Source organism: Dysosmobacter sp. Phy (assembly GCF_054476235.1).
Genome location: NZ_CM136997.1, coordinates 139,150 through 159,804, shown reverse-complemented (window position 1 = coordinate 159,804; position 20,655 = coordinate 139,150). Strand labels below are relative to the sequence as shown.

Here is a 20,655-nt window from a genome sequence, read left to right as displayed (position 1 = left end):
AGCCAATGTATTCCCGCGGCACAAGGCAAAGGAGGTCCGGATTATGACAGATCAGATCCTGTACAGCAGTGCGAAGAAGGCTGCTGTACTCGCCCAGTATGAAGCGGCAGAAGATACGCAAGATCCCGGCGCTGACGTATCTTTAACAACACCTGACGGGGAAGAAGCCGTCTCCGCCGGTGCCGGAGGGATGGAATCCGGAGAGGCTGAAACAGCACAGCCGGAAGTCGGCCCGGCATCCTCCCAGGAGGAGGCAAGCCAGGCGGAGAGCGGCGAGACCGAGGATGGAGATGCGGTGCAGGAGCAGCCCCCGGCCGCCCCTCAGAAGCCTGCCGAAACCGACATCTCCTCTCCTCAGAACGGAGGCCATCAGGAGGATCGGGAGCCTCTGCCCGGAGAGGAGCCTTTGCCTGAGAAGGTTGGATTCGCCGAGAAAGAAACTGCGGCGGGTCAGGAAGGTCAGATTCTATTTTCAGAAACCCAGGTGGTTGCGCCTCCCGCTGCATCACCCGGTGCCGGTGCTCTGCTGCCCGTTTCCTTCAGCGTGCTTGTGACCTTGGGAATAACGGTGCTTTTGCTGTGGATGCGGCACAGACATCCTGGCGGGAGCGCCCGGCGGACGTCCGTCGGCGGTGGACTCCGCACTGCCAGCGTCCACGAGTTGGGAGCCCGGGACGAACAGCAGGATGCGTTCTGTATTGCCGGCCTGGAGGCGCCGGAGGGCGGCGTGCTGGCAGCGGTAGCGGATGGTATGGGCGGTCTGGTGGACAGCGGTCAGGTGAGCCGGAGCCTTGTCGATGCGCTTGGAAAAGGTTTCACTCCGAGTGATGAGGCGACTCCCGCCAGGCGGCTCCAGCTTCTGTTCCGGCAAGCGCTGGAGCAGGTGGAGGATCTGCAGAAGGGACAGACGGCTCAGAGCGGCTCTACCCTGGTGATGGGGCTGATCCAGGGAAACGGACTCTCCTGGCTCAGTGTGGGAGACAGCCGGATCTATCTGTGGCGCAGCGGCGGGCTGATCCAGCTCAACCGGGACCATGACTTTTTCCACGACTTGACCCTGCTTGCCCTGCAGGGAGACATGACCCTGCAGGAGGCGGACCAGGATCCCCGCCGGGAAAATCTGACTAGCTTTATCGGGAGAGGCTTTCCGCGAAAGGTGGAGTGGAACCCGGAGCCAGTATCCCTCTGTGCCGGGGATAAGGTGGTGCTTGTGAGTGACGGTATCTATCGGGCGCTGTCACAGGAGGAAATGGCCAGGTGTCTGCAAGGAGATGCATCCAGAGCGGCCCGCGCCCTGCGGGCGGCGGTGACAAAAAAGGATTTGCCTCAACAGGATAATTTTACCGCAATCATTTTGGAAAAAGTATGAGTGGATCTCGTTCAGATTGCAGAGACGGCTCATGCAATGTTCGAACAACGATCATAACATTGTATCAATAGGCAGCACAGAGTGGCACTGTCATCGATATTAAGATGGCAGTGCCACGCAGGTACCAACTGCGCACAATACTTAATGATCTCTTGTTGAAAAGGCGGGAGTCGGAAGACATTTCCGACTCCCGTTTTTTCTATGCACTGTGCTTCCAAAAACAGCGGATCCTTATGCCTTTGTTAACCGTGGACTGAGATCACCCCAAAAAATGGAGGAGGGGCACCATAGAGGCCCCTCCTCTACTCTGTTCCCCCACCCCTTTGTCCACGTTTTCAGCCACGGTTCCGCTCGGAGAACACAGAGAAAATCCGCCTGAAGAGCGCTAAAGAATAAGCATAATGAAGAAAGAATCATTGTAAAACATAAAAGATAATCCGCCTCTTTGCGTGCGGCGGCGCAGATCCTTGGTGTTTCGGCACGCCGAGGTGGAGCCTTACGATCCTCAGAGCTGCAGAAAGCCCCCGGCGCCTCCTGAGGAGCCGGGAGCTTTCCTGTGTCTAAATGAGAGATTTTATCCGTTCATGGTTTCCACGAATCGCTGCAGGATCGTGGCTACTTGCGCCCGGGTGGCCGGGCCCTGGGGATCCAGAGTGCCCTGGGCAGTGCCGCCGATGATGCCATGCATGGTCATCCAGCACATGGCATCATAGGCATAGCCGGACACCTGGCTGGCGTCGGGGTAGTCCAGCAGGAAGGCCCACTGGCCGGCGAAGCCTTGGCCGCGGCTCACGGCATAGCGGTACAGCATGGATGCCAGCTGCTGCCGGGAGATGGAGCCGGTGGGATCGGAGCCGTCGGAGATGCCGCTGTCCACTGCCCAGGCCTTGGCCGCGGCCATATCAGCAGGGGTGTCGCCGTCCATCCGGGCCAGGATCATCCACACCTGCTGGCGATTGGTGGTGCCGGCGGGGTTGAAGGTGGTCTGGGTGGTTCCGGTGAACAGTTCCCGGCTGGTGGTGAAAGCGATGGCATCCGCGGCCCAGTAGGAAGCGTTCACATCGGAGAAGGTCTTGCTGTTGTCCACGATCTTCACCGTGTCACCATCGCCCAGGGTGGCGGTTACGCCATTTTCTGTGGTGAGAGTGGTCTTGATGACCTCCTCGCTGCCTCCCTCCTTCACCAGCACGGCCACGGTGCCGGGGGTGACGTCTGCCACGGGGATCTCCACCTTGGCAGATGTACCTGTGGGTAGGTCCACAGTGACGGTGGGGGCGTTGTCCCGATCAGTGGTGACAGGCAGCTCCGGCATAGGCAGGGCTATGGCCTCGCCGGTTTGGGCGGCCTCCTCAACGGCCTTGAGAGGCAGGGTCACGCTGGCCGCCACCGTGCCGTCCTCACTGACGGTGGTAACGGAGCCGGAGCCGTCGGTGTTGGCCACGGTGGTCTCGCTGGAGCCGTCAGGCTGTTTCACAGTCTCCGTCTGGTTGCCGGCCTTGTCGGTGACGGTAGTAGTCACGGTGCCGTCGGGCTGGGACTCCACTACTTTCTGGGAGCCGTCGGGGTTTTTGGTGGTTTCGGTGACGGTTCCGTTGGGCCGGGTAACGGTAGTTGTGGTGGAGCCGTTGGGATTGACGGTGGTCTCTGTCTTGTTGCCGGTAGAGGAGGATCCTCCACCGGAGCTGCTGCTTCCTCCGGAGTGGCCGGGATCTTCCGGCTCATCCGGGATCACCGGTTCGTCCATGGCCTCGTCATAGTATGTAGCCACCACTTCCAGCTGGTAGAGCTGCTCAGCCCAGCGCTCGATGTCATTGGTATGGTCCATCCAACTCTCGGCGCCGGTGATCCAGGTGACGGTATCCACCGTCTGGCTGGGCCAGTAGGTGTCTTTCAGTTCCAGAGCCTTGGCATCCAGCAGCAGCCGGAAGATGCTTTCGCCGGGATGGGCATAGTCGATGCGCTCATTGAGGTAGAAGTTGAAGTATGCATACCGGGCGGTGTATTCGCTTTCCAGTATGATGCCCAGCGTATCCATTGCCAGCTGCATCTTTTCCACAATGGCGTTCATCTTATCGTAGATACCCTTGATTTCGTGGGCGCTGACCGCGATGGACTGGACCTCTTCCAGATAGGCCTGGATCGTAGCGGAAGTGGTCTCGTTCACGATGGAGGTGAACTCCGGAAATTTTTCGATGCTGCGAAACGCCTCCTTGACGGAGCTGAACACCTTGTTTACTCCGTATTCCCGGAGCGCATCGCCTCCGGTGACTCCGGCGCCCTCCAGTTTTTCCCACATCAGGTCTGTCATCTCCTGGGTCAGGAAGCCCAGTTTTTCGCTGCTCTCTTTCACATAGCCGTTCAGCCGGGCGCGCACCCACTGGCACATGGAGAGGATCCAGATCCGCAGTTCCTCCAGAGTCCCGTCGAAATCATCCAGATCTCCCCGCAGGATGCGGTAGTACATATCGTCGGAGGCGGGGTCATTCTTCGTGTTGAAGATAAATTTCCAGAAGTTTAAAGCGTCGGCCTCCATGCTCAGCTCCGGAGATGGGTCCTCAAACGGCGGCAGGGCCGCGCAGAACACGCCCATCTCCGTCAGGTTGAAATCGCCGGAGAAGAGTTTGAATTTTGTGATATTCCGGGTGGAGACGTTGGCGGTCAGACCGTCGGCTGCCAATTGACCTTCCAGAATGTTGCACATAAACAGGAGCGGCAGGTCCTCCTCAAGATGAATGACGTACCGGTAGACCAGTACCTGTCCCGGTTCCAGCGGATTCACCTGCGTGGTCCGGACCACCTCGGTGCCGTCGGCCTCCCGCACGGCGATCTCCGAGGGCGTATAGTCCCCAAGGGTGATCTGCGGCAGATTCACGGTGCCTCCGCTGCCGGAGAGCTCCAGATCCACATAAATGGTCCGATCCAGCATGGTGTTGGACACGAACATGTTCAGATTGAGTTCACTGGCCTGGCGCACCTCGATGCTGCTCTCCGACTGGAAGTCCGCGTGGATGGGCAGCCCGAAGCCGTCCAGGGTCCCGTTGAAGGAGGCTTCCAGCTGATAGGTCCCGGCCCGATCACCCCGGAGGATCCATCTGGCTGTGGCGCTGGTCTGCCCGGGGATCGTGCCTGCCGGATTCCCCGGAGAGGTGAGGATCTCCGAAGCCTGCTCAGCACTTTCCGCCGTGGGGATCAGGGTCAGGCCGTCGGGGATGTCCAGTTCGGCGGTGCAGCCGGTGAAAGAGAAGCTCTTCCCGGCCTGGTTGAGGACGGTCAGCTCCGCTTCAAAAAACTGCTTGAGCGTGGAGACCGTTCCGGGCAGGCGCAACACGGTCACATAGGAGATGGTTTCCACCGTGGACGGCTGTCCCGGTTCGTCCGGTTCCTCTTTCACCTGAACGACATGGGGGCGGATGGTATAGTCGGAGTCTCCCACCGTCACTGTCTCCACCGGGATCTCCGGGCCCACGAAGCCGGCGGCGTCATTGAGGTAGTATGTGTACTGTGTCAGATTCCCGCCGATGTTGATCTGGGCGGCAAATTTATAGACATTCTGGTTTTCCGGCGCGCTGGTGTCGATGCCCAGATCCTTGATCTCCCCATAGGTCAGCTCCGAACTGGTGAGGGTTCCGGTGACCAGGGGGGCCGCCTCCAGACGGAGGGTGACCTCTGTTTCGTAGCCGTGGACCAGGGTGACGCTCTTGGCCCCGGGCAGATAGTCCGAAGCATAGGCGCCAATCTCCACCGCGCCGCTGTCGGCTGTGTGGAAGGAGACCTGACCGCTGCTGTCGGTATAGTAGGAGGTGTTGGCACCGCCCAGATCGTAGACCACCTGGGCGGAGCGCAGAGGCGTACCGGCCTGGTCCAGCACGGTCACCGTCACCGGGGTACTGTCCGCCGCTGCCGTGACCGTGACGGTCTGGGTCTTGACCGTCTTGTTCCCGGCGCTGTCCTGCAGGGTCAGCGTCACCGTATAGGTCCCGCCAGCGGCATAGGTGTGGGTGACGGATTTTCCGGAGGCGGTCTTGCCGTCGCCGAAGTCCCAGGCGTAGGAGATGATGCCACGGTCGTCACTGCTGCCGGCGGCGCTGAAGGAGAGCGCGTCCCCCTGGAAAGCGGCCTCCGGCGCGGTGAGTACCGCCGTGGGGGCCTGGGTATCAACGGGGGCCTGGGGCGTTACGGCGTTCGAGACGGCGGGCGTCTCATTTCCGTAGTGATCCGTGGCGGTTACGCGGTACGTATAGCTCTGACCGCACTGGGACCAGGAGAGCTTGTCGGTGAAGGTGTAATCGGTCTGTCCGCTTTGGGCGCTGACAGAGCCGATCCGGGTGGAGGAGCCGCTGCTGCTGATCCGATACAGGTAGAAGCCCGCCAGGTCCTTCTCACCGCCGGAGGTCCAGGAGAGCTCCACCTGCTGGCTGTCGGCCTGAGAGACCCGGGCGGTCACGTTGACCGCAGCGGGCGGGGTGGCGTCCAGGGTGTAGGAGATCGTCTCACTGTATTCGCTCTCATTGCCGGAGCTGTCCACCGCCATGGCCCGGAAGGAGTAGGTCCCGCTCTCCAGGCCCTCCAGGGTGAAGGAAACGCTGCCGGATTTTTCGGAGAGGGAGAAGTCCTGCGTGTTCCAGGCGGTCTCTCCCTCCTTTTGGCGCTCCACGGTCACATGATCCAGTCTGCTCTCATCGCTGGCGTAGACTTTGATGGTCTGCCGGGGGCCGATGGTGCTGTCCGATGCCGGTGTGATGACCGGAACGGAGGGCGAGGCAGTGTCGTTCCAGGTGGTGGCGGTGACGGTTTCGCCGGGATTGCCCTCATTGCCTGCCGCGTCCACGGCGGAGACATAGAAATAATAGGTCTGCCCCGGCTCCAGACCGGAGGCGGTAAAGCCGTTGGAGGAAGGGCCGCCTCTTCGGGTGAACGTATGATTGTCCGTGCTGCAATAGACCCAGAAGTGATGGATGTTCGCCGCCGTCTCCGGCATATCCCAGGTCAGGGAGATCGTGGTGGAGTTCTTGACTTCCGCCGCCAGGCCGGTGGGCGCTTCCGGGGGCGTGAAGTCCAGAATGTGTTCCACCGTATAAGTGGACTGGTTGCCCGCATAGTCGGTGGCGGTGACGCGCACGGTCAAAATCCCGTCGGAGAGTCCTGTTACCGGCACCGTCCAGGAGAGCGTATCGGAGGTTTTATGGATAGACCTCTCGGAGCCTACGGCCTGCCAGGACAAGCCGTCATCGACGGAGTACTCGCATTTCACCGTGATTTCCGGCCGATTGTCTTTTACAAAGGCGGAGACCTGGAAGTCCGTGTTGTGCACCCCGCCATCCGTCACGGAGATATGGGGAGACTCTGTGTCTTCCAGATAGTGGACAGTGACGGTCTCCGGCAGGTCATCGTTCCAGCCTTCCGCTGCGATGGCGGTCCACTGATCTGGATAGCCGTCGTAATAGATGTCCACCAGGTTTTCACAGCCCCAAAAGGCAAAAGCGTCGACCTTGGTGATTGAGCCGGGGAGATGCACCGCGGTGAGGCTGGTACAGCCGGAAAACATCTCGTTGTCCACCAGCATGGCGTCATTCCGGAAAGTAACCTCCGTCAAATTGGTGCAGTCCTCAAAGGCACCGGAATAGGTGAGATACCCATCCGGGTCATAGTCCGGATCGCTGGCCGGGATCTCCACGGAAGTCAGACCGGTACAACCGGAAAAAGCGTAATACAGGCGGGCTACTGCCGCATCCGGGTCAAAGGTTACTTCCGTCAGTCCGGTGCAGTCGGAGAAGGAGAACTCCATGTCTTTGATGGAGTTGGGAAGTTCGATGGATGTCAGCTCCCGGCAGCCGGCAAAGGCGTAGCACCCCAGACGCTGCACCGTGCTGCCCAGGTCCACGGTCTCGATGGGGTAGAAAATGGAAGTCGGATTGGGCATGCTCCTGGGGCGGTTGTCGCTGTCCAGGCCGAAAGCGCAGTTTCCCACGCTGATGACGCCGTCATTGATGACCACATGGCGGATCTCATCATAATAAAAGGCCCAGGGGGTGTCCGTACCCAGTCCCCAGTCTGCCATCTCACCCGACCCGGTGATGGTTAGGGTGTCCCCTGCCAGGGTCCAGGTCAAATTTGCACCGTAGACGCTCTCATTCTCGTCCTGCCAGGCACCGCAATCGCCGGTCCGGTCGGTATCATAGGGCGCGAACCAGTAGGGGTCCTGTTGGTAGACCGGCCCCCAGGTGTCCGGGCAGTAAAGGCGTCCAGCGAAATACTCTGAGACGAAGTCATTGGTCGTGTCCCGAAATTCCGGAGGCGTCTCTCCCTGGAATACGATCCATTCCAGTGCCGGAAGACCGTCAAAGACGCCCCGTTGGACCAAGGCAACATCCGCAAGGTTCAGCCGCCAGACGTCCCCGGCATAGTCCATCCAGGGAAAGGAGGCTCCTTCCGCCGGCGCAGAAGGCAGGGGGCCGCCGGACAGGGTCAGCACGCCATCATCATAGCTCCAGCCAAGTCCCTCGTATGTGCCGGAGACGGTTTCTCCCGCCGCTTCCTCCGCGGCCGCCGGCGGCATCAGTCCGCCGAAGGGGGTGCATAGCCCCAGCACCAGAGACAGTGCGGTGATCCAGCACCAGATCTTCTTCATATCCATCTCTCCTCCTATGTCGATCAAGGTCTCAAATGTCAGCGCCTGCACCGCTCCGGGCCATCTGCTCCAGCACCTCTGCCGTCTCCCGGGCGCTGAGCACCTGTGGATCGCTGGGCAGATGCGTCACCCACCCGTGGAAGGCCCGGCACAGGTTGGGCTCCCGGATTTGAATGGAGCAGAAGCCGTCCTGCAGGGGGAACCGCTCCGTGGTGAAAAAGCCGATGCCGGAGTGGCGGGAGGTGGTCATACTCAGGTAGTCTGGGAAGCTTCCGGTCTCCAGAATGCGTCCGGTGATGTCACCGCTTCGGATATGCCCGGCCAGGGCCAGCATCAGCTGCCGCCGCTGCTCCGGCGGGAAGGGGGCCACAAAGGCCACGGGGAAATCGTCCAGAGAGCCGGTGGCCTGGAACCGCTCCAGCCCGCTGCGGGTGAAGATGGTGTAGAACTGCTCCGCCGTTCGCAGGCGGCCGAACCGCTTTTGCGCCACCGCCTCCAGCCGGTCGTAGAAGGGGAGCTCCGGCCGCAGGTACCGGCCGATGGTGGCCTCGTCGTAGAACCGGCCGAAGCAGGGTTGGTCCATGACCATGTAGAAGCCGTCTGCATCGGTGGACGCGTCGTAGGACTCCAGGATCTCCACCGGGTCGGCCGTGTACTGGGTCAGGGGGCGGCACCGCTCCAGCAGGGACTGGAAATGGCGGCGGTATTGCTCCACCTGGTCTGTGCCCCGCAGCAGCATGGCCTGGGAGCCGTCCTCCGACAGGCACACCGCGCAGCTGTGGGTCACCAGAAAATAGGGGAAGGGGTCGGTGTACCGGGCGGCGATGCTGTCGTAGTAGTAATAGGGGTGATAGTTCCGCTTGGACAGCAGGCAGATGGGCAGGACCCGGCAGAAGCACTCCAGATTGTGCAGATTGATATCCTCCGCTGCTCCGGAGGCGTCGAAGGCGATGATCTGCCGGACCTGTGCCCCCATGCGGCCGTCCAGATACCGGCGCAGCAGCTCGTCGCTCAGGAAGATGTCCGTGGGCGGGACCGTCAGCTCCACCCGGGCGTCCGGCCGGGTCAGCTCCTGGGAGAGGATCATCCGCAGCAGGGGATGGACGTTGGAGGCGCCGGAGAAGATGGAGCGCGGTCCGGCATAGCCGTCCAGATCCAGCAGCAGGCGGCTCTCCTCAAAGGCGGGAGCGGTGAAGTCCAGCCGAGCCAGGTTGGAAAACAGCCTGCCCACGATCTCCCGGGACTGCCGGAGACCTTCCTTTTCAAACTGGGCGTCGTAATAAGACCGCAGCCGCCTCTCCTCCCCGGGCGTCAGGCGCAGGTGGTAGATCAGATCGTCCAGCGCGGCATAGGGCAGTACCCGCTGCCCCGTCAGCGTTTTGGACAGGGCTGTCCGCTCCACCCCGGACAGCCGGGACAGGGCTGACACGGTCAGCCCCTTGGTCTGCAGCAGATCCCGCAGGTATTGACTGAACAGCTGCATATCGCGCACCTCGCTCAAAGGAAAAATTGTAAGTAATTGTAATATAGCATACCTCCCGCGAAAAGGGTGTGCAAGAACCGTGCGGATTTTCTGCACATGCGCAAGCACATCCTTCTTTGAAGAGACAAACGGCCATATTGGGAGCGGAGAAAGGCTTTGAAATTACCTGAGGGGCGGGGGAGGACGAAACCATTTGGGACCAGCAGCTGAGGGTTGCGGTCCATTGCCGCACCAGCACGAATCAGGAGGAACAAAACTCAAGCATGGAAAACCAGACCGCGTATGATACAGCTTTCATTCAGAGCAATCCTAAGTGGCGGTTCGTGGCTGCCAGGTATCGAGGCTGCACGCGAAAAACCGCCCGGATTATCGGAGGTTTCTGAAAAACTGCCAGAGAGGAGGGATTAGCCTGATCTTCGTCAAGTCGCTTAGCTGCTTTATTAGAAATAATCAGGGAAGCCATGACGTGCTCTGAGCTATACCAAGAGGTGAGATAGATTCCCATAGATCATCTGAAGGAGGTCGGGATTTTTAACTTTTGCACCTTAAGAAAACGGCGCGCAAAGAGTCAAAAGCATTTGGCCGCTTGCAGCATCAAGCTATTTAACGGGACGGGCTGTAGCTGTTAGTTGATCGGCTGCTGACCAATGGAAAGCAGACCTGCGGACAAAACTGACCCGGTGGGAAAGAGATACGCGCGCATATGAGGAAGGATGTACACAACAATCGTACGCATCGCATCAGGGCGTTTGGCTGATGAAACCATTCAGAGGGGCAAAAGTAAAAGCCGGTAAATAGATGTGGGGGAGTTATTTCGGCATATGTTTTTTCGCGGAAGAGTCGATAGCTGAGATGAAAGAGCAGAGGGAGCGTTGGCGGAGGCATTGAGGAATGCGGCCATGAGGTGGTAGAAAACCTGCCCTTAGAAGCAGCTGCTGGCAGGCGTCCTGAAAATGCGGACGAGGTTCCAAAAGAGAAGGACGAATCGCAGTATTCTGAGCAATGGTGAAAAGGTCAATGGGGATTGCTTTCCGAAGAAAAACATATCGGCTGCAAATTTTTGCGGCTTATAAGGAATCAAAAGAGCGGCTGCCTTTGCTGGGAAATCACAACAAATTGGCCCGATAAAAGGGAAAATCTGAAGTAGAAGATGCCAGAACATTTTTCGGATGTGAATAGCAGCTGCAATTACCAGTGGCTTCGCGCTATATGGAAGCGATTTGAGTATAGAGCGCTCAAGGTTGAAATTTGTGCGGTTCAAGCCGGGGACGCATACAACATCATTCCGGAGTCTATGCACATAACGGGTTCTACCCGCAGCTTCAACCGGGAATTGCGTGCAAATCTTCCCAAGCTGATCGAGCAGCGGGTATCCGGAATCACTTCGGCCTATGGCGCATCCTATGATTTCCGCTTTTCTCTGGGCTATGCCTCCGTGTTTAACGATGAAGACCTGACTGCTCGGGTGGAGGAACTAATCAAGACTCACTTTGGGGACGAGCGGGCACATCGGATCGATCCCGTGATGCCCGGCGAGGACTTTTCAGCGTTTTCTGAGCGCTGCCCGGGGGTCTTTGTGGAATTGGGGACAAGGAACGAAGAAAAAGGCTGTTGTGTACAGCATCACAATGCCGGTTATCAAATGGATGAGGACGCATTGCTGTATGGTGTGGAGTATTTTCGCACGTTGATTTTGGACCGCCTGGGAGGGAACGGCTAGTGGACAGCAGTACAATTGAGGTGAAGGCCGTTTCCTGTGCGACTCCGATGACACAGGTCACCGTTCGCCAGCACACGTTTTTTATCGATGAGCCTGTGCAATTCAAGGGGGCGGACTCTGCGCCCAGCCCAGTGGAATACCTTTTGGGGGCCATTGCAGGATGCATTGCAGCCATCGGATGTCAGATTTCCAGTGAAGAAGGGTTTTCCATTCAAAAACTCGAAACAACTATACGCGGGCAAATCAACTCCGATTGTTTTCTGGGGCGTTCAAATGCAAGACGATCTGGATTTCATCGCATTGAGATCGTCCTGCATATTGCCTGCGATGCAGATGAGGCGCAAATCATCCGATGGCGAGAGCAGCTGGAGAAGCGGTGCCCTGTATTAGACAATCTGCTTCATCCCACACAAGTTGATATTTCATACGAAAGAGAGAATCTCTAACATGGACTACATTCCGTATCTGTTGCGGGCAGCCGAATTGTCTGAGCAGGCCAGAGCTGCCGGCAACACGCCATTCGGAGCGGTGCTGATCGACGAAAATGGCACGATTATCGAAGAACAGGCGAATATTGAAATTACTGAAAAGATTTGTACTGGCCACGCGGAATGCTCCCTGGCAGCCAGAGCATCTCACAAGTACAGCCGGGAATTCCTGTGGAACTGCACACTCTGTACGTCTGTGGAGCCCTGTGCGATGTGTACGGGCGCTATTTACTGGGCAAATATCGGAACCATTGTTTACGGAATGGAAGAGCGAAAGCTGCTCCAACTGACCGGAAACAACGAACAAAATCCCACCTTTGATCTCCCCTGCCGGGAAATTCTGGCTCATGGGCAGAAGAAAATCCGTGTGTTTGGGCCATTTCCTGAAGTAGAGGCTGCAATTTTAAAGGCCCACCGCGGCTGTTGGAATTAACCGCCGTCTCCCATCGGAAACTATTTGGAATTGCAGAGGAGGGATCCATTTTGCGCAGCTATGAGGAAATAAGAGACACCGTGCGAGCGGGACTGAGAGCGCTTCCCTGCAGTCTGATGCTGAAGAATGTCAGGTTGGTAAATGTCTTTTCTTCCGAAATATACACCACTAACATCTACATTCATAACAGACGTATCGTCTCCATCGATCCAAACGCCACCCTGGAGGCGATGGAAACGGTTGACTGCTGTGGTCAGTATGCCGTTCCCGGGTTCATCGATACACACATGCACTTTGAATCCACGATGCTCTCCCCGGAAGCTCTGGCAAGCCTGGTGGTACCGGCGGGGACGACCACGCTATGTGCGGACCTGATGGAAATTGCAAATGTTGCAGGGGGGGCAGGGCTCAAGGCTATGCTGGAGAGCATTTGCCATCTGCCTTACCGAATGCTCATCGAGGTCTCCTCCCGCGTCCCAACGGCACCGGGGCTCGAAACGACAGGCGCCTACTTAGGGCCCCAGCAAGTGCGGGAGATCATGGATTGGCCCGAAGCGGTAAGTCTCGGAGAATTGGACCCCTCAAAAATTTTGTCGGTAGGGGAAGAGTATCTGGAAAAAATTCAAGAGACCCTGCAGCGGCGGAAAATCGTCAACGGCCACGCGATCGGACGAATGGGACAAGAATTGAATGTTTACGCATCCGCTGGAATTTCCGATGACCACGAATGTGTAACCACTGAGGAAATGCTGGCGCGTCTGCGCGCCGGAATGCGCGTTTTGATTCGTGAAGGCAGCACAGAACGAAATCTGGATGCACTTATCCGCGGTGCTTTGCAGCAGCATCTTCCTTTCGAGAACCTGATGTTCTGCACAGATGACAAGCACGCAGGAGAGATCCTCAGGGAAGGGCATATCGACTATAATGTCGCACGATCCATTGCCTTGGGGCTCCCCCCCATCGAGGCTGTAAAAATGGCCACCATCAATGCTGCACGCCATTTCCGGCTGGAAGATGAGATCGGCTCTATCTCACCGGGACGCTTGGCTGATATTTTGCTGGTAGAGGATCTCTCCTCTATGGTCCCCAGCCGCGTTTACTTTGAAGGAAAGCTGGTTTCTGAAAACCGGCGTTTAACGGTTGAGTGCCCTGTTCCGTCCTATCCGGAGTGGATCAAGCATACCGTTTCGCTGAAAAAGGACATCACAGCCGCATCTTTTCGGAAGGAAACGCAAACGGCATCGTCTGAAACTGCGGTCACTGTTATCGATCTCATCGACCAGCAGATCATCAACCGCCGGTTCCAAGCGGTGCTCCCGGTGTGCAACGGAGAAATCCTTTCGTCCCCCGACCAAGATGTTTTGAAGTTGGCGGTGGTGGAGCGATACGGAAAAAACGGAAATATCGGCATCGGTTTTGTCCGAGGCTTTGGCCTTCACAGCGGAGCTCTGGCATATTCCATGTCCCACGACCACCATAATATTGTCACCGTGGGAACGAATGACCATGATCTTGCCACCGCAGTAAACTGCATTGCAGATATGCAGGGCGGATTATGCGTAGTGGAAAATGGGACCGTATTGAAGAAAATGCAGCTCCCCATTGGCGGTTTGATGAGCGAGCGCACCGCAGATGAAGTAATTGCGGAGCTGGACGCCATGAACGCCGCGGTGAAACGCTTGGGATGCCGCGGAAATGCGCCTGTTATGACGCTCAGCTTCATCTCTCTGCCAACGGTTCCCGAACTAGGGCTCACAGACCGCGGCTTAATTGACGTGATTTCTCATAAAATCATTCCTGTGGAAACAGGGGAGAATCCCTTTTCCCTGGGCTAAACCAGCTCCCCCCGTATTTCGGGTTTCTCGAAATACGGGGGGAGTTTTGCCTGAAATACTTGGCGTGTAAAGATATGCTTTGCAAGATAAGGAAAATACAGTGAGTTTTCGCGTAGAATGCTTTTAGAGTCTACTTTTTGGTATGATCTCTATTTGGCAGCGTGACGGTGGCTCCCACATCCATCCCTGGGCTGCAGTTCAAATCCATCAGTATCCTGGTGTGGACGGACTCGGATTCCGGTCTCAACTACTGCCTCCGGGGGACGCTGGATCAGAAGACGTTGATCCGCATGGCGGAGCAGATAGCGAAATGATGTAACAGCAGGATAGACTAATCTGAAAAATTCACAAAAGGAGACTGGGCAACAATTCAATGGTTGCCCAGTCTCTTTTGCGTTTTGATTGCAGAACTGTCACCGAAAACCGCAGATTTGCTCATACATCGGGTGTGTAGTAGCGGTACTGAAACGTGCCGTGGAGGCGGATGTCGGTATCTAAGGAATTGCGGTCGCGATCACGGACATGTGAAGGCGCGGACCCAACAAATTTATGGAATACTCTGGAAAAATAGTGGATGCTGGTAAAGCCGCAGCTCTGAGCAATTTCGGAAAGCTTCTGGTCCGTACAGCAGACTAGATCATACGCCTTACGGATCTTCAAGAAGTTGATATATTCGCTGATAGTAAAGCCGGTAGAGCTTTTAAACACCTTGCAAAGATAGTTTTTGGAGTAGCGTAGCTGGTCGGCCAGCAGATCCAGCGTGATCTCCTCACAGTAGTGCTCGGAGAGGTAGTCGGCAATCTTACGTTCCAATCCTGTAAGCTGAGATACACGCTGTTCCAAAGTGTGGTAGAACGGCGTGTTTGTGGAGATTGCCGTTCCGTGCCGCAAGTAGAGGTAAAGAGATTGCTCGAAAAGGAGCGTTGCCATAGCGCGGGAATACGGGGCGCCGGAAGCCCACTCCCCGCGCATGTTCTGCTGCAGTTCCCGAAAGGTGGAATCGGTTATCTTCATCACAGATGGCATATCCAGAATGGACTGATACAGGGCATCATCATGAATAAAGAACTTCGTGTCAATAATGCGGAACTGGCCGGTGGTGATCGGGTAGAGCTCGTGGACCTGGTTGGGACGAATGATGAGGCAGTCCTCTTTCCGCAGGAGGATATTTTTCCCGTCCAAAAAGAAGGAACCCTCTCCCGCTAAGCAGAAATACATTTGAAAGTAGTCGTGGTCGTGCCGACGTACGCCCCACCCCCGGGTATAGTCCAGCATAAACGTCCAGACCAGTTGGATGTTTGCATTCATAGAAGTCTCCTTTGTTTTAATCTGTTACACTCAATATAAATAAATTATTGCACTAAATTATACTTATTGCAACATAATTATTGTGAAATAATAATTTAATACAAAAACCTATCTATTCGAGCTAAAGACAAAAACAATTAGACTTGTTATACTTAAACCAAAGAGCAGTCAAAATTGTCAAAAATTTATTGATAGCACAAATGATATTTGTGCTTTTGTGTGACTAAATCTTGTTAAAAGACGTAAACGATTGAATTGCTTGCATTTGCAAAATATTATGATTTGCATTTGCATAGAACAAAATACGTTTGAAATGGAAAGGGGATTGCTCATGTCTGATTCGCATATGGTGCCAGCCCAGGTGCTGTGGAATTTGATTACACAGCTTTACCAGCGCGCTGGGATGTCCAGAGAGGAGGCCGACCTCCACGCAGAAGGGCTGGTACAGGCTAGCCTGCGCGGTGTGGATTCCCATGGTGTCCTGCGCACAGCCGCTTATTTGGGGCGGATTCAGAATGGTGCGATTAACACGGCGCCGCATATGCGGTATGTGAAAGAAGAGCGTGCGCTACAGGTGCTGGATGCCGACGGAGCCTCCGGCTACACAGCCGGCAAAGCTGGTATGGAGCGTGCCATCGTACTGGCTCAGGAATACGGCTTGGGCATGGTGCTGGTGCGTAACAGCAATCATTTTGGCGCCGCCGCTCTGTATGGTCAGATGGCGGTAGACCGTGGAATGTTGGGATTTTCCACAACCAATGTCAAACCTGGTGTCACTGCTCCAGGCGCGGCTGGAAACGTTGTGGGCAACAACCCCTTTGCGGTGGGAATCCCTACATACTGTGACTTTCCTTTTATGCTGGATATGGCACTATCGGTGGTGGCCGGAGGCAAATTGAAAATGGCGATTGCTAAGGGGGAGCGCATTCCTCTGGACTGGGCCACCGACCGGGACGGAAACCCCACCGATGATCCGCAGAAGGGTTTTGACGGTTATTTCCTCCCGCTGGGCGGATTCAAAGGCCTCGGAATGGCCTACGCTATCGATATTTTGTGCGGTGTGATGACAGGCGGTGCGTTCCAGAATCATATCCGCAATATGTTCAAGGATCCCACGGAGCCCAGCCAGACTTGTCACATGTTTATGGCAGTAGATCTATCCAGGCTGCTGAGCAAGGAAGAAATCCGGACTAGAATGACCGAGTACCGCAACTATGTCCGTAGCATCCCCACTGTATCGGGCCGCCCGCTGGTATTGCCGGGAGAGATCGAAGCGGCCTGCGAAAAGGAACGTCTGGAAAAGGGAATCCCTCTGCCGGAGACCCTGTATCAGGAATTGAAGACACTGGCACAAGAACACGGCCTTTCGGTCTGTCTGTGACCGCAATGGCGGAGAGGAGAAGATATGCTGCATTTAAATGAGACATTTTATAATCCGGTCAAGCACCTGCTCAAGGACGGGAAGAAGGTGCTGGGCGCTTGGCTGCAGACCGCCAGCCCTTACGCGGCAGAGATTTTTGCAAAAGCGGAGCCAGATGTCCTGATGGTGGACATGGAGCACGGGCCCAATGATATCCTCAGTCTGATCGATCAGCTACGGGCCATGGGAAGATTCCCTGTCGTGCCCTTTGCAAGAGCCCCCTGGAATGACATGGTGACCATCAAGCGAATCTTGGATGCCGGAGTCTATGGGATTTTAGTCCCCTATGTCAACACACCGGAGGAGGCAAGAGCTGCGGTCTCCTACTGCAAGTATCCCACCCAGGGCGTCCGGGGGGTGGCTCCCAGCCCGCGTGCCCCCGGCTTCGGCATAAATAGTTCCAACTACCTGATGCACGCCAACGACGAGATCCTGGTGATGACGGCCGTGGAGACGATGGAGGCTGTCCACAATATCGATGCCCTGCTACAGGTGGAGGGACTGGACGGTATCTTTATCGGACCTATGGATCTGGCTACCTCTATGGGACATTTCTGCGACCCCTCCCACCCGGAAGTCCTGGAGGCCATCCGCACGGTGGAGAGCGCCGTGATCGGGTCCGGAAAGTTCTTGGCCACAGTGGCAAGCGGCATGGAAGATGCAAAGAAAAAGTATGACCGCGGGTATGGGCTGGTGATTGCCTTTGCCGACGGCGGCATCCTTGGCAGCACGGCTTTGAAAAATGTCCGAGAGTTCCGGGAGACATATCCCGAACGATAAAAACAAAATCAAAAAAGGTGGAGGTATTTGTGATGAAACGACTGTTCTCTCTTTTGCTGGCGTGCGCGCTGTGCGCGGTCCTTCTGAGCGGATGCGGCTCAACTCCTGGCGATACCCAGGGATCTGACACCACCACGGAAACCTCGGAGTCCGCTTCCGGAACAGATTGGCCCACCCGACCCATTACCATTATTGTGCCGTACGGTGCCGGCGGCGATACGGACTTCAACGCCCGCGCTTATCTGGAAGGCCTTGGAGAGGAACTGGGTACCTCTCTGGTAGTCAGCAATGTCACCGGTTCCGGCGGATCTATTGCCAGTCGGCAGGTGAAGGACTCTGATCCTGACGGTTATACGGCCCTGTTTTTCCATACGGCCATGAACGTCAATGAAGCCATTGGTACTGCGGACTTCGGCTTGGATGACTTCAAGCTGGCCTGTGTGGTGGGCAAGGGCCCCGGCGAAATCATTGTGGCTCGCAAGGATGCTGGCTACACCAATCTGGAAGAACTCAAAGCTTATACCCAGGAACATCCCGGTGAAGTGAAGATGGGCATTGAGACCGGCACTATGGTCCATATCAACGGCAAGCAGATGCAGGATGCCGGTATCGATGTCTCCTTCGTGGATGCCGGCGGCGCCTCTGACCGTGTAGCAGCACTGGCTGGCGGTCATATCGACATCATCATCAACGCCTATGGCACCGTGAAGGACTATCTGGAAACCGGAGAGTTTGTGGCCTTGGGTCAGGTGAACTCCGAGCGGAGCGATGGCTTCCCGGACATTCCCACCGCCGTGGAGCAGGGCGTGGATGTGCACTTGGAGAAGTATTATTTCTTTGCCTTCCCAAAAGATACCCCGGATGAGATCGTCCAGAAGTTCGCCGATGCCTGCAAAGTGGTCAGCGAAGACCCTGCTTATGCTGAGAGCATCATGGAGTCCTATCGGCAGACCCCCTTCTACACGGATGCGGAGGAAGGACGTGCTCTTCTGGATTCTACAAAAGAGATCATTGACAAGTACGCTGCAGAACTGCTGGCATAATTGTGCATTTGCAGCCAAGAACTGTATGAGCGGGGCGGACATACCCGGCAGGATGCGGGCAGGGCGATGTCCGCCCCCTCTTCTTCGCAGAATGAATTCATCGTCATAAGCAAAAGGAGGGTCTTCGATTGCTGAGAAAATATCGAGACGCCATCATTGGCGGAATTGTCATCTTGTTGGCGGCGTTACTGTTCCTTGCCAGTCTGACGATAAAGTCTCTGGCGCTCAACCTCATCAAGGCGGACTTCTTTCCAAAAATGGATGCGGTTTTGCTGGGCGTGCTGGGGCTGATTCTGCTGACGGATGGTCTGAAAAAGGCAAAACGGTTGCCAGCTGAGGTTACTGAAGAGCGCGGCCCTAAAACGCTTACGCCAGGAACCCGCTGTATGCTGGAGACGCTGGCGCTGATTGCAGTTTATATCTTCTGTCTGGAGCCGGTAGGCTTCATGCTTTCCACCTTTGTCTATCTCATAGTACAGATGATCGTACTGGCAGACGACAGTCACAGGAAGAAAAAAGACATCGTTTTATTTGTAATTATCTCTGCCATTGTGGCAGTGGGCGTGTATATGCTCTTTACCCGCGTATTCTATCTGATGTTGCCGCGTGGCATTCTGGGTTAAGGGGGACGGAACATGTTATCTTTGATCGCGACTGGTTTTTCGGAGGTTGGTAACCCGCTCTGCATTGCCCTAATCGCCGGTGGCGTATTGCTGGGGATTATTTTTGGCTCGATTCCGGGGCTTTCTGCCACTATGGCGGTGGCTTTGTGCCTGCCCATGACCTACGGCATGGATCCCATCAACGGCATGGCTTTGTTGCTGGGACTCTACATCGGAGGTATCTCCGGTGGTCTGGTGGCCGCTATCCTTCTGCGAATCCCTGGAACCCCCGCCTCCGTGGCCACTTGCTTTGACGGTTATCCTCTGGCTGCGAAAGGCCAGGCCGGCAAGGCGCTTGGTGTCGGTATCTTCTTCTCTTTCTTAGGAACGCTGGTCGGCGTTGCGGTGCTGATGTTTGTGGCACCCTCTTTGGCGCGCTTTGCTCTGCGTTTCAGCTACTATGAGTATTTTGCCGTAGGTATCTTCTCCATCTCCATGATGGCCAGCCTGATCAGCGGCTCGGTGGTCAAGGGCCTAGTCAGCGGAGCGATCGGCCTGGCATTTGCCATGGTGGGTGCTGCGCCCATTGACGGCATTCCTCGCCTGACCTTCGGCTTCCACTCGCTGGATGCCGGCTTTGATATTCTTCCGGTGCTCATCGGATTGTTTGCCATCTCCGAGATTATCAAGGCGGCCATGGGGCGTGGAGAGCCTCAAGGTAAGGTCCTGCAGGACTTTCACATCAAGGGGTTCGGATTTACCCTGCAGGAATTCAAAAGCCAGATCGGCAACCTTATCCGCTCTTCTGCCATTGGCGTAGGAATCGGTATCCTACCGGGTATCGGCGGCGGTACCTCCAACATCCTGGCCTACACGGCGGCTAAGAATCAGTCCAAGTATCCGGAGAAATTCGGAACGGGCGTCATCGATGGTATCGTAGCCTCGGAGACAGCCAACAATGCCTCCATCGGCGGTGCTCTGGTCCCGCTTCTGACCTTGGGTATTCCGGGAGACACTGTTACGGCCATGCTGCTGGGAGGCCTGATGATCCATGGCCTAAACCCCGGCCCGTTGCTGTTTCAGAATAACGGCCCTCTAGTTTATGGTATCTTTGCCGCCTGTCTGATCGCTAACATCTTCATGCTAGTCATGGAGTATCTGGGCATTAAAATTTTTGCGCGCGTGCTGACTGTTCCGAAGCACATTTTGCTGCCGGTTATTATGGTCCTCTGCGTTGTGGGTGCCTTTGGTGTCAACAACCGGCTGTTTGACGTCTGGGCCGTGCTGTTTTTCGGTGTGGTTGCCTATCTGCTGGAAAAGGGAGGCTTTCCGCTGCCTCCTATCATTCTGGGCTTTATTTTGGGACCCATGATCGAGACGAATCTGCGCCGTGGCCTGATGCAGTCCGATGGCAGCATTGTTCCTTTCTTTACTCATCCCATCAGTCTGGTGTTTCTGCTGATCACTGTTCTGGTCATCGTGCTGGCGGTACGCAAGGAACTTCGCTCCCGAAAGCGGGAACAGTCCGTCGAAAGGTGATTGCAGA

General features: G+C 56.3%; 14 protein-coding genes. 11 read left to right on the top strand and 3 right to left on the bottom strand.

Features of this window, described 5'->3' with window-relative positions:
- Positions 1 to 43: 43 nt before the first annotated feature.
- Positions 44 to 1,369: a PP2C family protein-serine/threonine phosphatase gene (locus ACVDHE_RS00705; protein ID WP_458885267.1), complete on the top strand. Its 1,326-nt coding sequence runs from the start codon at positions 44 to 46 to the stop codon at positions 1,367 to 1,369.
- 574 nt (positions 1,370 to 1,943) lie between these two features.
- Here the strand turns inward: ACVDHE_RS00705 and ACVDHE_RS00700 are convergent.
- A complete protein-coding gene (locus tag ACVDHE_RS00700) occupies positions 1,944 to 7,997 on the bottom strand; it encodes a leucine-rich repeat protein (RefSeq protein ID WP_458885266.1) in 6,054 nt (2,017 codons plus the stop codon).
- Between the two features lie 31 nt (positions 7,998 to 8,028).
- A complete protein-coding gene (locus ACVDHE_RS00695; protein ID WP_458885265.1) occupies positions 8,029 to 9,480 on the bottom strand; it encodes a helix-turn-helix domain-containing protein in 1,452 nt (483 codons plus the stop codon).
- 1,171 nt (positions 9,481 to 10,651) lie between these two features.
- Between ACVDHE_RS00695 and ACVDHE_RS00690 the strand changes: the two genes are divergently transcribed.
- The 5 genes from ACVDHE_RS00690 to ACVDHE_RS00670 all read left to right on the top strand — a co-directional run bounded on the left by ACVDHE_RS00690 (position 10,652) and on the right by ACVDHE_RS00670 (position 14,270).
- Complete coding sequence (locus tag ACVDHE_RS00690) at positions 10,652 to 11,200, top strand: M20/M25/M40 family metallo-hydrolase (protein ID WP_458885264.1); 549 nt, start codon at positions 10,652 to 10,654, stop codon at positions 11,198 to 11,200.
- Positions 11,200 to 11,646, top strand: a complete 447-nt coding sequence (locus ACVDHE_RS00685; RefSeq protein ID WP_458885263.1) for an OsmC family protein — start codon at positions 11,200 to 11,202, stop codon at positions 11,644 to 11,646. The genes ACVDHE_RS00690 and ACVDHE_RS00685 overlap by 1 nt, the downstream gene beginning before the upstream one ends.
- Position 11,647: 1 nt before the next feature.
- Entirely contained in the window at positions 11,648 to 12,121 is a 474-nt protein-coding gene (locus tag ACVDHE_RS00680; RefSeq protein WP_458885262.1) for a nucleoside deaminase, read from the top strand.
- Between the two features lie 50 nt (positions 12,122 to 12,171).
- The gene (ade, locus tag ACVDHE_RS00675) at positions 12,172 to 13,956 is read left to right on the top strand and encodes an adenine deaminase (RefSeq protein ID WP_458885261.1); all 1,785 of its coding nucleotides are present in this window, start codon (positions 12,172 to 12,174) and stop codon (positions 13,954 to 13,956) included.
- Between the two features lie 161 nt (positions 13,957 to 14,117).
- Positions 14,118 to 14,270: a hypothetical protein gene (locus ACVDHE_RS00670; protein WP_458885260.1), complete on the top strand. Its 153-nt coding sequence runs from the start codon at positions 14,118 to 14,120 to the stop codon at positions 14,268 to 14,270.
- 121 nt (positions 14,271 to 14,391) lie between these two features.
- On the opposite strand, the gene ACVDHE_RS00665 is transcribed toward ACVDHE_RS00670, so the two are convergent.
- Positions 14,392 to 15,264 (bottom strand): AraC family transcriptional regulator, encoded by an 873-nt coding sequence (locus ACVDHE_RS00665; RefSeq protein WP_458885259.1) that lies wholly within the window; start codon positions 15,262 to 15,264, stop codon positions 14,392 to 14,394.
- A gap of 331 nt (positions 15,265 to 15,595) precedes the next feature.
- Here ACVDHE_RS00665 and ACVDHE_RS00660 point away from each other — a divergent pair, with 331 nt between their 5' ends.
- From ACVDHE_RS00660 to ACVDHE_RS00640, 5 genes are all read left to right on the top strand, one after another.
- Positions 15,596 to 16,645: an Ldh family oxidoreductase gene (locus ACVDHE_RS00660; RefSeq protein ID WP_458885258.1), complete on the top strand. Its 1,050-nt coding sequence runs from the start codon at positions 15,596 to 15,598 to the stop codon at positions 16,643 to 16,645.
- A 24-nt stretch (positions 16,646 to 16,669) separates the two neighbouring features.
- Positions 16,670 to 17,464: an HpcH/HpaI aldolase family protein gene (locus ACVDHE_RS00655; RefSeq protein ID WP_458885257.1), complete on the top strand. Its 795-nt coding sequence runs from the start codon at positions 16,670 to 16,672 to the stop codon at positions 17,462 to 17,464.
- Between the two features lie 32 nt (positions 17,465 to 17,496).
- The gene (locus ACVDHE_RS00650) at positions 17,497 to 18,507 is read left to right on the top strand and encodes a tripartite tricarboxylate transporter substrate binding protein (protein ID WP_458885256.1); all 1,011 of its coding nucleotides are present in this window, start codon (positions 17,497 to 17,499) and stop codon (positions 18,505 to 18,507) included.
- Between the two features lie 128 nt (positions 18,508 to 18,635).
- Positions 18,636 to 19,130, top strand: coding sequence for a tripartite tricarboxylate transporter TctB family protein (locus tag ACVDHE_RS00645; protein WP_458885255.1), 495 nt, complete (start codon positions 18,636 to 18,638; stop codon positions 19,128 to 19,130).
- Positions 19,131 to 19,142: 12 nt separating this feature from the next.
- Entirely contained in the window at positions 19,143 to 20,648 is a 1,506-nt protein-coding gene (locus ACVDHE_RS00640) for a tripartite tricarboxylate transporter permease (RefSeq protein ID WP_458885254.1), read from the top strand.
- The last annotated feature ends 7 nt before the right edge of the window (positions 20,649 to 20,655 follow it).

What these genes read in the sequence shown, in the direction of transcription:
- ACVDHE_RS00705 (WP_458885267.1), top strand. Translation starts at nt 44, where the DNA reads ATGACAGATCAGATCCTGTACAGCAGTGCGAAGAAGGCTGCTGTACTC.
- ACVDHE_RS00700 (WP_458885266.1), bottom strand. Translation starts at nt 7,997, where the DNA reads ATGAAGAAGATCTGGTGCTGGATCACCGCACTGTCTCTGGTGCTGGGG.
- ACVDHE_RS00695 (WP_458885265.1), bottom strand. Translation starts at nt 9,480, where the DNA reads ATGCAGCTGTTCAGTCAATACCTGCGGGATCTGCTGCAGACCAAGGGG.
- ACVDHE_RS00680 (WP_458885262.1), top strand. Translation starts at nt 11,648, where the DNA reads ATGGACTACATTCCGTATCTGTTGCGGGCAGCCGAATTGTCTGAGCAG.
- ACVDHE_RS00665 (WP_458885259.1), bottom strand. Translation starts at nt 15,264, where the DNA reads ATGAATGCAAACATCCAACTGGTCTGGACGTTTATGCTGGACTATACC.
- ACVDHE_RS00660 (WP_458885258.1), top strand. Translation starts at nt 15,596, where the DNA reads ATGTCTGATTCGCATATGGTGCCAGCCCAGGTGCTGTGGAATTTGATT.
- ACVDHE_RS00655 (WP_458885257.1), top strand. Translation starts at nt 16,670, where the DNA reads ATGCTGCATTTAAATGAGACATTTTATAATCCGGTCAAGCACCTGCTC.
- ACVDHE_RS00650 (WP_458885256.1), top strand. Translation starts at nt 17,497, where the DNA reads ATGAAACGACTGTTCTCTCTTTTGCTGGCGTGCGCGCTGTGCGCGGTC.
- ACVDHE_RS00640 (WP_458885254.1), top strand. Translation starts at nt 19,143, where the DNA reads ATGTTATCTTTGATCGCGACTGGTTTTTCGGAGGTTGGTAACCCGCTC.